Source organism: Psychrobacillus sp. FSL H8-0487 (assembly GCF_038008385.1).
GTDB lineage: Bacteria > Bacillota > Bacilli > Bacillales_A > Planococcaceae > Psychrobacillus > Psychrobacillus psychrotolerans.
Window position 1 is genome coordinate 748091 of the sequence record NZ_JBBOZA010000001.1, and the last position, 14271, is coordinate 762361.

A 14271-nucleotide genomic window follows, 5' to 3' on the forward strand; every position below is an offset into this window, starting at 1 on the left:
AATTGTATAGATGAGTAAAAGGAATTGGAAGAGGCCCATAAATGCTTTCTTATCAGCAAGTTTAATAGCCGGTCTAGTAATTCCAGCGTTGCCATCGAAAGCTGTAGCAGCTACGAATGCATCTGATTTGATCATTTCGGAGTATATTGAAGGCGCCAGCTTTAATAAGGCCATTGAACTTTACAATGGAACTGGAGCAGCTGTTGATTTAAGTGCTTATTCACTTGAACTTCATACAAATGGAGCAGCTACTGCGGCTAATAAAGTCTCATTAACAGGTACGTTAGCTAATAATGATACGTATGTTTTATATCACAAAGATGCAAATGGAGATATAAAAAGTAAGGGCGACCTAGAAAACAATACTGTCATTAACTTCAATGGGAATGATCCTGTAGTTTTGAAAAACTCAGGTACAATCATTGATTCTATTGGACAAATCGGGTCATCTGCAGACTTTGCTAAAGATGTAACACTTGTCCGAAACAGTAATATTGTTGCTGGAGATACAATTATAGATGACGCTTTCAATGCAGCAGAATGGAGCAAGCTACCGACTAATGATTCGTCTAATCTAGGCTCCCACACAATGGATATTGGTGACACTGATCCTGGAGAAACGCAGGTAGAAGCTGTAACTGTTTCGATACCATCATCGACTGTTCCAGAGGGTACGGAAATTACTTTATCTTCAAAAACAGAAGAAGCTTCTATTTACTTTACGACAGATGGAACGGATCCAACTAGTTCAAGTACTAAATTTGAGGCTCCAATTGTTATCGACAAAGATATGACGATTAAAGCAATTGCGGTGAAAGTGGGTCTTGAAAATAGCCCGATTTCTTCATTCACTTACACAGTTATCAGTGAAACTGGGGCGTTGTCCATTGCAGAAGCACGCAATACAGCACTTGGTCAAACTGTGACAGTGAAAGCTATAGTAGCTGCAAGCTTGAAAAATAGTGTTTCAGTACAAGATGCAACAGGCGGTATTGCCATACGTCCTTCAAGTTTAGCTGCTAAGGTGGGTGATGAAGTAACACTTACAGGGAAACTGGCAGATTTCCGTGGGCTTCTTCAATTAGACAATGCAACAATAGTTAGCAAAACAGAAAATGTGGGAGCTCCAACCCCTAAGGTTGTCAAAGGAGCAGAAGTGAGTGAAAACAATGAATCACTTCTTGTCCAAGCAAAAAAAATTACTATAACTGCAGTAAATGCATTAAACTACACTGCAACAGACGGAGAGACTGAGTTCATTGTTCGTGATGAAAACAGTTCACTAGGCTTAGTTGTAGGGAAAACGTATGAATCTATCACTGGTATTGTTCAACAGTTTGATGCAGATTATCAAATTATCCCTCGCTCAATTCAAGATATTGTAGAGGACAGTTCGACTCTACAACCTGTTACAGCAAATCCTAGTAGCGGAACATTTGTTGGATCTACGCTTGTAACCTTGTCTACAACGACGGCAAGTGCTGAAATCTATTACACTTTAGACGGCACAGAGCCAACTAAGGAAAGTACAAAATACTCCACACCAATCGAGATTAATGCCGATACTACGCTTAAGGCGGTAGCAATTACTACAGAAGGTACTTCAGAAGTTAAGACATTTGAATATAAAATTACGGATAGTCTACAAATCCATGATATCCAGGGAGCAGGACACTATACTACTTTTGACAATCAAACAGTAGAAGGAATTCAAGGAGTCGTTACTTACTCGTTCTTGTTAAATGGTGCAACCTACTATCATATCCAAACACCAGATGAGTTAGCGGATACAAACCCACATACTTCTGAAGCCATTGTCCTTTACAGCGGAACAAACACATGGCCGATTAAAGTAGGAGATTTAGTATCAGTCACTGGGAAAGTGAGTGAATTTGCATATGACGGCTACGATGATCGTCAAACAACAGATTTGAAAACAACACAAATAAATGTTCGAAATGACCAAGGAGGAAAAGTCTCAGTCATTAAAAGTGGTGCAGCTTTACCAACTCCAATCATAATCGATGAAACTAAAATGTCTCTAGCTAAAATTGATAGCGACAATCTTACCGTTTTCAATCCAACAGTGGACGCAATCGATTTCTGGGAAAGTATTGAAGGAATGCTTGTACAAGTTGGAAATGTCAAAGCGGTGGCTCCACAAGAGCATGGAGACTTGATTACCGTTTTGGAAAATGCTCCAACAAACTCTCTTCATGGCGGGGTTTTATATGAGAAGGCCAATCAAAATCCGAACCGCATACAATTCCGTTTGGAACCAAATGGACCTGGTCGTGATTTCGAAGTAGCAACTGGAGATAAGTTTAAAGGGCCGATTACTGGAGTCGTAGGCTATTCATTCCAAAACTTTAAGATCTATGTCTCTTTAGCTGATATGAAGGCTGCTCATTCAAAAGGAACTGCGACACCAGAAAAAACAACAATTGTGAAAGAAGAAGATAAGCTAACAATTGCTTCTTATAACTTAGAAAACTTCTCGAATAACAAAACATCCACTACAGACGACAAAGCGCGTAAATTAGCAAGAGCAATTGCTACGGATATGCAAAGTCCTGATATTGTTGGTGTAACTGAAGTACAAGATAATAACGGAGAAAGCAGTGGAGACTCGAAGGCAGATCAAAGCTATACAAGACTTATTACAGCGATTAAAACAGCTGGAGGAGCAGACTACAAATATGTAAATATTGACCCTGTAAACAACTCAGATGGAGGTGCACCAAATGCAAATATTCGGGTTGGATTCCTATACAATCCGGACCGAGTAAAATTGACAGAAGGTGGTTCACCAGGAAGTGCGACAACGGCGGTTGGTTACAAAGATGGCAAGCTAACACATAACCCAGGTCGTATCGATCCAACAAATAGTGCATTTAACAGCAGCCGTAAACCATTAGTAGCTCAATTTGATTTTAAAGGCGAGAGCGTCATCGTTATTGCTAATCACTGGAACTCCAAAAGTGGTGATACACCATTATTTGGATCCATTCAACCACCGAAATACGACAGTGAAGGCCAACGTAAAAAAATTGCAAAAGTCGTGTCTGACTTTGTTGTAGATATTAAAACGAAAAACCCAGCAGCGAATGTTGTATCACTAGGTGATTTTAACGATTATCAATTTGCCGATGCCCTTTTAATTCACGAGGGTGAACAGATGACAAATATGATTAACAAAGTGGAAACGTCAGATCGATACACATACCTCTACCAAGGTAACTCACAAGTACTAGATCATATTTTAGTAACGAAAAATTTAGAATATAAAACGAAAATTGACATTCTTCATATTAATGCAGATTTCACTGATATGGCAGGACGTGCAAGTGACCACGATCCAGTAATGGTACAAATTGATCTATTAGAAGAAGATGTTGTTATTCCAATTACAGCTGAAAAAACATACGACATCAAAAATCTTCAAACGAAAAAACTAACTATTAGTAAGCCTAGTGTTTCTATTACTCTTGATGATTCATCCGAAATCATGGAAGGCATTCTGGTCATGAGTGGTTATGCAGAATTCCATGGAGCTGGCTTTGCAGAGCAAACGGTAACGATTAAGCCAGAAAATGCTGGCGCAATTATGGATTTCAAAGGTACCATTGTCCAAAAAGTAATTATTGATGGTACGAACATAAAAGAAATAAGAGGCGCTGAAAATATTCAAGAATTTGAATTTATTAACGGAGCAGATAGTAAAAATATTAAATTCACAAATTCCAAAGGGGAACCCATTGTGGTTCCTTCTTTACCTGGTGAAAATCAAGCACCAGTATTAAAGAAAGGTATTCCGAGTCATACAGTTAAAATTGGAGAGACCATTTCAATCCTATTAACGGATTATTTTGCAGACCCAGAAAACCAAGTACTAACTTTTACTTCTACATTAGGAACGATAGAAGGGGCAACGTTAAAACTAACCCTTGAAGAGGGAAGTCATATTGTAGGAGTTACCGCTACAGATGGTGAAGAAAGTGTAACAACAAGCTTCAGTGTACGCGTAACTTCGGCTAGTTCACCTACCGATGAATATTACAAAGATGCCAACGGTAAAGAAGGTCAAGCATTAAAAAATGCACTACATGAAATAATTGACGACCATACTCAACTTTCTTACGACCAAGTATGGTTAGCATTACGTGAAACAGATGAAAACCCAAACAATAAAAACAATGTCATATTGTTTTACTCTGGAGTATCCCGTTCTAAAACTGCCAATGGTGGAAACGTAGGTCAGTGGAACCGAGAACATACATGGGCTAAATCACATGGTGACTTCGGGACAAGTAAAGGACCCGGTACGGACATCCACCATTTGCGTCCGACAGATGTACAAGTGAACAGCTCAAGAGGAAATTTAGATTTTGATAATGGGGGAAGTCCTGTTAATAATTGTAATGGGTGCTATAAAGACGGAGACTCATTTGAACCGCCTAATCGTGTAAAAGGAGATGTCGCTCGAATTTTATTTTACATGGCAACTCGCTATGAAAAAGGAGATAAAGTAGATTTAGAACTAAACGAAAAGCTCGGTAATGGTAGCGCACCATATCATGGAAAGCTCTCCACCTTACTAAAATGGCATGAGCAAGATCCAGTAGATGAATTTGAACGCAATCGCAATGAAACCATTCAAAAATGGCAAGGTAACCGTAATCCGTTCATCGACCACCCGGAATGGGCAACATCAATCTGGAACTAGCACCTAATCCTAGAAATTTTAATAAATTGAAGTCCTGTAGAGATCCATCTCTGCAGGGCTTTTTATAATCTTCTTACACTTTCTATACGAGAGCAACAGACACCAATACGAGAGTTATCCTTATCTATACGGAAGAGTCACCGTCGCATACGATAGCCTCCCTACCTCACCCCCCATAAAAATACTAATTACTAATTTTTCTCATAGCATGGCCCATCTATTCATACAATGTATCAGTATCATATTTTGCATCAGTGTGCCTGATGCTTGTACAAAAATCCTAATGATACTTGCAGAAAGGATGCGGTCTTGAAAGAACATGCAGAAATGTTATTGCACAAAATTGCTGAACAGGGGGAAATCGAATGAGGAAGAAAATGTTTAATAAGGCCTTTAGTGCGTTCTTAATTCTAATGATGGTCTTTGCAATGCTAGCTCCAACAAGTGCGTTTGCTAACACAGGAAAGACGCCGTTTAAATCACAGGAGCCAAGCGAAAGTACATTGGCGATGAAAGCGGCTATTGCTGAACAACTAAGTCTTACAAATAGTGGTCCAACACTTCACAAAGATTTACAAGGATTATCTGGGGATGAAGAAGTGGCAGTAATTGTTCATCTTTCAGAAAAACCTGTAGCTCTTGAAAAAGGAATTACAGAGTTAGCGGGTAAAAGTTTTACGAAATCAGCGGCTAGCTCTGTCAAAGCAAAAGTAATTTCACAGCAAGCATCTGTAAAAAAAGAAATGAACAATAAAATGATTTCTTATAAAGAAATTTTTTCATATGACACAGTATTAAATGGCTTTGCAGCTAGCGTAAAAGCTAGCGATCTTGCTAAATTACTAACCATTAATGGTGTTACATTAGTCGAGCCAGATGCAACAGTGTATGCAATGAAAGACTCAAGTTCACTTCAACCGGCAAATCCAGAGGCGGATACACCAGTTGATGCCGCAATGAATACAAGTATCTCTTTCTTAGGCATTGAAAAGCTTTGGAACGAAGGAATTGAAGGACAAGGGGTTAAAGTAGCGGTACTTGATACAGGAATTGATGCGGATCATCCAGAATTTGCAGGTATTTATAAAGGTGGAAAGAACTTCATTCCAAATTCATCCACTTATACAAAAACACGCACAGAAGATGATGCTTCGGAGACATTACCTTCTGAACGTCCAGCAGGGACACCTGAATTTAATACAACGGGAAGTTCATTTTATACATCACATGGTACGCATGTTGCTGGCACAATTGCAGCAATTGGAGCAAATGAATATGGCATTAAAGGGATTGCACCTAAAGTAGATCTTTATGCATATCGTGTACTGGGAGCATATGGTAGTGGTTCAACTTCAGGTATAGTAAAGGCAATAGATACAGCAGTAATTGAAAAAATGGACGTTATCAACCTTTCACTTGGCGGAGGAGCAAACTCTGAAACGGATGCAGGATCATTTGCTATAAATAATGCTATGATGGCTGGGACTATCGGAGTTGTCGCAACAGGTAATGATGGTCCAAACCGTGGCACGATGGGAACTCCTGCTACAGCACGTTTAGGAATTGCAGTGGGTAACACAACAAATCCCGAAACGATGCATAACGGAGAAGTAAAAGTTTCAGTTGGAGACTATAACTTAACGAAACAACTTCAGTTAATGGGTACAACTTTTGGGAAGGATTTAGCAACACAACTTCAAGGTGAGTTTGACTTAGTGGCAGTACCCGGACTAGGGGAAGTAAAAGATTTTGAAGGAATTGATGTGAAAGGGAAAGTAGCTTTAATTGCTCGTGGTTCCATCGCATTTGTCGATAAAATTGAAAATGCGAGAGCGCAAGGAGCAGTTGCTACAATTATTCATAACTCTGCAACAGGATCGGGTACACCAAATGCATCAGGTACATTCCTTGGAGATTCATTTGCCTTCATTCCAACAGTTGATATGTCTTATACGGATGGAATGGCAATCCGCGCTGAACTAGCAAAAGGAACAGGCAAAGTTAGCTTTGGTAAGTTTGCATCCACAAAAACACTTGGAGATGACGTAAACGATTCAAGTTCACGTGGACCATCTACACCAAACTTTGATATTAAACCAGATGTAAGTGCACCTGGAACAAATATTATGTCTACGATTCCAATGTACAAAAAAGATTTTCCAGATGCTGTTTACGGGGAAGCATATGATCGTAAAACAGGAACTTCTATGGCAACACCACATATCGCTGGTATTGCTGCACTGGTAAAACAAGCAAATCCTGATTGGAATGCTTTTGATGTAAAAGTAGCGCTCTCCAATACGGCTAAAATCTTGGATACAACGAAGTATGATGTATTCGCTCAAGGTGCAGGCCGAGTAGATGCGTATGCAGCAGCTCATCCTGGTGCACTTGCTTATGCATTAGATACAGCGGTACGAGATGCTTCTGGAGCAGTAGTAGAAAACTTAAAGGGGACAGTTACTTTCGGCCCTCAATCACTGAAAGAAGGTAATATTTCCGTTACAAAAGAAATTTTAGTGAAAGATATTGCTGGTAAAGGTGGAAACTATAACGTCTCCGTAGATGTAACAAAATCATTTGGTGACGCAAAAGTGACGATTGACAAACCGACATTTAATCTTGCTGGAGAACAAGTGTTAAAAGTTACATTGACTGCTTCTAAAGCAACTGCACCTAATGGTTCTGAAATACTAGGATATATTCATATTACACCAGTTGATGGAACTAAGACGGAAACCTCCCTTTCTGTAGATAAAACAGAATTGAACATGAAAACGGGAGACAAACTTCAACTGAATGTAATAGAAACAACAACTCCAGTTGAAAGTGATTACACAGAAATTTCATTACCATTTGCAGCAGACTTTGGTGGAGCAGAGGCAACACAATTAAAAGATTACAAAATTTCAACAACAGATTTATCCTTTAATGGGGACGGAGTTCAAGATTCCGCAGTTCTTTCGTTTACATTAACTGGTGACGTAACAACAAACTATATAGAACTTTGGGATATTATGAATCCTGAAGGTGGGGAATACGGGGATGGCTATATTGGTTACTTACATTCAGGTGCAGCACTAGCAAAAGGATCTTATACCCTGAATGTTGCCGGACAGTACAAACCATGGGGTACTGCACCTGCAACAACTATTCCAGATGGTCTATATACAGTTGACTTTACTGGAGTTGCTGCTTCAGGAGTTGTCCAAGACTATGTAGGACCAATTGTAGTAAAAACTACGAAACCAGTAGTTAGTGGTTCTGTGACAGACGGAGTCGCAACAGGCCAAGTTACAGACAAATATATTGATTATAATGAAGAATTATATTTATACGGTTTAGACTATAATTTAAATGAAAAATTAAAAGCTTCCTATATTGCTACTGTAAATGGCATAGAAAAAGCAGCGGTCGCCTTTAATTTGAACCAAGATGGTAGCTTTACATTCCCAGTAACAGCTGACACAGACTCAATTAAATTAATTATTAAAGATGCAGCTGGTAACAGTGGAGAGCAAGTTATTGCAGGAGCAATTGTACCAACAGAGCCAGTAACGCCTGAAGAAGGAACAACACCTGAAGAAGAAACAACTCCAGTAGAACCAGGAGTACCTGAAGAAGAAACAACACCGGAAGAACCAACTGTTCCTGAAGAAGGAACAACGCCAGAAGAACCAACAGAATCGCTACTTAATACTAGTGAAACTTTAAGTATAGCTTCTTTTGAAACAAAAGAACTTCCACAACTGGTATTTGTTTCACCTTATGAAAATTTAGTTACACCAGATGAAATAGCTCCGAATAATAACAATTTTATAGACGGTCCGCCAAGCTATGGCACATTCGCATCGGATACTGTACTGAATGTAACGAAAGATGCAACTTACACAGTAGCTGATCCAAAAGTAGTTTCCGTAACAGAAGGATTAGTAACAGCTAAAGCAGCAGGTAAAACCACTATTACAGTAAAACATGGTGGCAAGGAAGTAACGGTAAATGTGACAGTTACAAATCCACCAACAACAGATCCAGGAACGCCAAGTAACCCAGGAAATCCTGGAGGCGGAGGTGGAAGCCCTGGAGCACCAAATCCAAGTCCGACTAAGCCAGATCCAGTAAAACCTACACCACCAGTGACACCAACGCCAAAACCAATCATATTTACAGACGTACCTGCTAAACATTGGGCTGCGGATTATATCCAAAAAGCTGCATTATTAGGCTTTATGAAGGGATATCCAGATGGCTCATTTAAACCAGAACAATCTTTAACACGTGCACAAGCAACATCGTTAATCGTTCGTGCATTAAAATTAGAAACACAAGAAGCAGCACCATTCTCGGATATCGCAAGTTATGCGACAGAAACAAAATCAGAAATTGCTGCAGGCTTTAAATTCGGCATTATCAAAGGGGAGAATGGGAAATTTAAACCTTCTGAAAAAGTGACGCGTGCGCAGCTTGCTTTAATGATTGAACGTGCATATGCATCTAAAACAGGTAAAAAATATGTAGCTACTAAAATAGCACCATTCTCTGATATTGCTGCCTACGACGAAGAAACAATCAATGCGATCTCTATGCTTTATGAGCTACAAGTAGTGGATGGTTCTGATGGTAAATTTAAACCGGCAGATCCGACAACTCGCGCCCATGCTGCGAAAATATTCACTAATTTTATGGGTGGATTAAAATAAAGTAATTAACTCTCCTTCTGTCCTAAAAGGCGGAAGGAGAGTTAATTTTGTTCTATTATGAAAACCGCAAAATCCCTGCTCCGCCAGTATATTTCCATTTACTGAAAGTAACTCAAGAAGAGCCCCAAGTATCATCACTGAACCCCATTAACGTCCCATGGAGAGCAAATGCCAGATGAAAGAAAATTCTAGCTAATAGCATTAAAATATTGAACTCCTTTTTCACCATCCTAAAGAAATAGAACAAACTTCCGTTCTACAAGTAAATATCTCTGTTCAGCGAGTATCAATCTACCGAGAGAGCTTATTCATCAAATGAAAGAAAGTAATTCTTTAAATAGCAAACAACCAGCACAATATAAAGAGTTATATAGTTAATGGAATCTAATATAAATACAAAGGGAGACAATGCCTTTGGTTTTACGACAAAAAAAGAACCTCCATAACCGCACAAAGTAACGTTATATTCTAAATGAACTGGTTATACTGAACTATATAAAAGATAAAAATTTGGAAACTGTGAAGTGCGTTCTGTATCTGGGCACCTAGGACGTATGGAGTGATTGGTGCAACCGGCCTGATTAGATGTGAGCTTATTGCTCAATTTAATTGGGCTTTTATTATTAGAGGGGAGGGGTTTAGGATTAGCAAAGAGTATGGTAAACGAATTATTACAGTGACACAGAAAATGACTGGCTCCAACAGGTCAATTATTAATTTAAATTCATTTAAGTCGATTCTCCAACTGGCTGATGAAAAAAAGCTTCCGATATTTTTAAACAAGAATCTGGATGAAGGTCGTCCCATTTTTTTTATAGTAGAAGGCAATTATGTATATAGCTATGAGTCGGCAGGTAGAGAGCTAGTTCGAAATACTACTACAAATGTTTCAGCTTTTCGTAACGTGTATGCGGAGAGTTAATCCGATTGAAACTTTTATTAAAAAGTATCTTTCCAGTAATTTGAACTTATTATTTCTCTATAGATACGTTTCACTTATTTTGACTTCATTTCTCTATTTATCTGGATCTCAACCCTCACTCATTTTTAAAGTTGGTGCTGTTGGATCTCTATGTATTGCAGCATGGATATTGACGGGATTACAACGGAGATATCTGGAGAATACAAATATAGTAAAAACAATTGTTTTAATTGAAACGTTTGGTATGACTTTGTTGCTCATATTTACTGGTGGCGTTTACAGTCCATTTAGCTGGTATGCATTGAATCCGATACTTGTTGCAGCAATCCTTTTAACCCCGCTATTTTGTTGGGGAATATTAACATTTTGTCTAGTAAGTGCAACATATATTGCACAACAGAAAAATAATATATTCATGCTTCTAGAAGGGAAATCCTATATCTATCTCGGCTTTATATTAATAACGATGCTAATAGGTTTGTTTTCTAGATTAACAAAAGAATTAAGGGAACACATAGAAGAGCTACACCAGGCAAATAATAAGCTAGCAAATATGAATGAGATATACGAGGAGACATTAAAGCAAATTATGTCCTTATATAACTTGTTGGAATCCCACTCTTCCAATATTAGTCCAAAAAAGCTAACAGAGACCATGACGCTAGCATTGATGAAATGCATGCAAAAGGATATGGCCTTCTTTTGGATAAAGGATTATACCTCTCAAAAAAACTATACTTCGAATGAGACAACTAATAGAAATTTAGATATGGATTTAACAAGAGACTGGGAGTATATAAGGCAACAAAAGAACGCCTTTACACATATTTATCAGAATGAACAGTATTGGATGAAGGTTATTAGGACAACGGAGTATATAGGAGTAATTGGTGTAAACATGTCTACTAATACAGAGATAAGAAATACTCTATTACTTCACCGTACATTCGAGTTTCTCGCAGAGCTTAGTGAATTGCTGTTGGAAAGAATTCATATGGATCGTATGATGGTTCATATGAAAATTACCGAAGAACGAAATCGGATTGCAAATGAAATACATGATAGTATATCACAGAAATTGTTTGGGATCGTCTATTCATTGCATAGTCTACAAGTTAAAAGTCGGAATATTGAAATTAGTGAACTTGAAAAGGAATTTGAGTTTTTGTCACAGACAGCTAATACGACAATGAAGGAACTACGGGCTTCTATTTATCAGTTAAGTACGGCTAAGAAGGGTGAAAAGCCGTTTCTTACGCTTATTGAAAATTATTTGGTGGAATATGCAAAGCTAAATGACATTCGTATTGTCTATGATCTTACTGGTGAAGAATCGTCCATTTCTACAAATAACAAAAACGGTCTATATCGAATCATATGTGAAGCGTGTGGAAATGCGGTAAGACATGGTAGGTGTACAGTAATCGAAATAACACTAGCTTTAGAAGAAGATAAAATTTATCTAGTCATTAAAGATAATGGAATAGGTATTCAGACGAAGATGGGATGTATGGAAGGCCAAGGGATTGGGCTTCCTAATATGCAAGAAATTGTCTATTCTATGGGGGGCACATTTCAGATAGGTGCACCTTATAAAATGGGAACTACTATTCAAATTGATATACCACAAGTTAAAAAGCAGAAAAAACAAGAGGTGTTGGGATAATGAGGGTAGTAATAATTGACGATCATCCATTAATTCGAAGAGGCTTGAATTCATTATTTTCCTTAAACGAATCTATGGATGTAATTGGAGAAGCTACTAATAGAAGAGAAGCGATGGAACTATTGAATGCAGTAAAACCAGACATAGCAATCGTAGACCTCCGATTAGGTGAGGAATCCGGAATCGAACTAATAATAGAGGCCATGCGTGTAGGTATTACCAGCAAGTTTGTCATACTTACTTCTTCCACGAATGAGGAAGACTTTAAAAGAGCAAAGGAAATTGGGGTGGTTGGTTATTTATTAAAAGAAGCCCTACCCGAAGAGCTTCTACATGCACTTCAAATGATTGGAAAGGGTCGTAAATACTATGATCCTAATGTTTTAGATCTACTCATGAAAGCTCCAGTTCCCTTGGATGAAGATGGTCATATTGAACAACTAACTCCTAAAGAGAAAGAGATATTAATCGAGCTAGGCAAGGGACATTCTAACAAAGAAATCTCCAAGACTCTTTATATAACCGAATTCACAGTGAAAAAACACGTCAGCCAAGTATTTGCGAAGCTAGGTCTTGCAGATAGAACTCAAGCAGCCTTATACGCAAACGCCACTGGCCTCGTCAAATACGTTGTGAATTCTTAATAGAATTAGTGGGGTAAGTAGAGTTCTAAGAGGGTTTAATAGTTAAAATACAATAACAATAGAATAGGTGGAAAAAACATGAAAAAAATCGTGACTTTTATAAGTGCATTAATTCTTTCTCTTATACTTGCCTTACCTACAGTGAATGCTGCTAGTTATAGCGATATACCTTCTACTCATGCATATCAAAAAGAAATATCATACTTATCTAGTTTGAATATTATTAACGGATATAGCGATAGTACATTTAAACCTTCCAATCTGGTGACTAATCGACAGGCTGCAGTTATGTTAGTAAGAGCGTTGAAGCTCGAAAATGAAGATACAGTGAATCCTGGTTTTAAAGATGTACCAACAACAGATTCAAGCTATAAAGAAATTGCCATTGCTACAGCAAATGGAATCTTTCCAAAAGGAACTAAATTTTCTCCCAACTCTCCTATCACACGTGAAGGAATGGCACGTGCTTTGGCAAATGCATTCAACCTAACAGGAACATATTCTGGTACTTTTTCTGATGTATCAAAAGATTATTGGGGATATGAATATATTGTAAAATTAGCAGCTAATAATATCACAACAGGTTATGATGATGGATCATTCAAACCAAAGAATACATTAACACGTGCACATTTTTCGGTATTTTTAGCACGCTCAATTAATCCAGAGATGCGTCCGACCGCAGTAAACAAACCACAAGTGGGGATAGGATTCTATCAAGGCCTAGTTCCAAAAAATTATAAAAATCCAGTAGATTTAAGTTATTTCAATACTTCAACGGAAGGCTATAGTGGTGATTATTTTAACAAAGCTAGTTATACAGGCAGTAAAACTAGTGGTACTTATTCATTACATTTAACAGATGAAAATGAATATGCTGATAGTAATCACACATATAGTGAAGATAAAACCCAGTTTACGTTTGACTCACATTGGACGCCTAAAGTTACGGTAAACTACCCAGTAACTGTAGGTGACAAAACTAGTTCTCGACATTTATATAAGGAGTATACTTACAATGAAGCGATTTATGACGGAAATGGTGAATGGATAGATAGTAAGGAAATCCTTATGAAAGAAAGAGAAGAAAAAATTACTAATAAGGTCATTTCTATCAATGGTACGAAAGACATTGGTGATAAGGAATTTCATAACCTAATTGTAATTGAACAGACAACAAATGACCCGTTTTTTGGAGTAGTAACCTACTATTTTTCGAAGAATGAAGGGTTAATGGGGTATTTTGGAAAGTCAATGACCTCTTCGAAAGAATTCCCTTACGATGAGTGATTTTCAAGAGCACAGCTGAAATGACAATCCCGTGTTGATTTTCCTAAGAAGATGAAAACCAAATTAACATAAAAAAGTATCTCAGTACAGTGTTTTCAAACATGGACTTGTGTATATAACCCCTGCATATAGAAATGGAGATCAATCGTCAAAACCTTTCGCATATCCTAAGAAAACTTCATAAACTATAATGTGGACTAAAACATAAACTCTCCCTGTCTCTAATTTTAGATGGGGAAGAGTTTATGATTTTTTATATACAAAACTATTTTAAAATAATAACTTCTAAATATCTTTTAAGGGAAACATATGGAAACTTTATA

General features: G+C 37.8%; 6 protein-coding genes and 1 riboswitch. All 6 genes read left to right on the forward strand.

From position 1 onward, the window contains the following. Positions 1 to 10: 10 nt before the first annotated feature. Entirely contained in the window at positions 11 to 4726 is a 4716-nt protein-coding gene (locus MHI47_RS03650; RefSeq protein WP_340829568.1) for an endonuclease, read from the forward strand. 365 nt (positions 4727 to 5091) lie between these two features. After that, entirely contained in the window at positions 5092 to 9426 is a 4335-nt protein-coding gene (locus tag MHI47_RS03655; RefSeq protein WP_340829570.1) for a S8 family serine peptidase, read from the forward strand. 503 nt (positions 9427 to 9929) lie between these two features. Further along, positions 9930 to 10013, forward strand: a riboswitch (cyclic di-GMP riboswitch). Beyond that, a complete protein-coding gene (locus MHI47_RS03660; RefSeq protein ID WP_340829572.1) occupies positions 9986 to 10348 on the forward strand; it encodes a DUF5305 family protein in 363 nt (120 codons plus the stop codon). Its footprint overlaps the riboswitch before it by 28 nt. 169 nt (positions 10349 to 10517) lie before the next feature. Then, entirely contained in the window at positions 10518 to 12014 is a 1497-nt protein-coding gene (locus MHI47_RS03665; protein WP_340829574.1) for a sensor histidine kinase, read from the forward strand. After that, positions 12014 to 12658, forward strand: coding sequence for a response regulator transcription factor (locus MHI47_RS03670; RefSeq protein WP_340768364.1), 645 nt, complete (start codon positions 12014 to 12016; stop codon positions 12656 to 12658). The genes MHI47_RS03665 and MHI47_RS03670 overlap by 1 nt, the downstream gene beginning before the upstream one ends. A 78-nt stretch (positions 12659 to 12736) precedes the next feature. Next, on the forward strand, positions 12737 to 13948 hold the full coding sequence (locus MHI47_RS03675) for an S-layer homology domain-containing protein (protein ID WP_340829575.1): 1212 nt from the start codon (positions 12737 to 12739) through the stop codon (positions 13946 to 13948). The last annotated feature ends 323 nt before the right edge of the window (positions 13949 to 14271 follow it).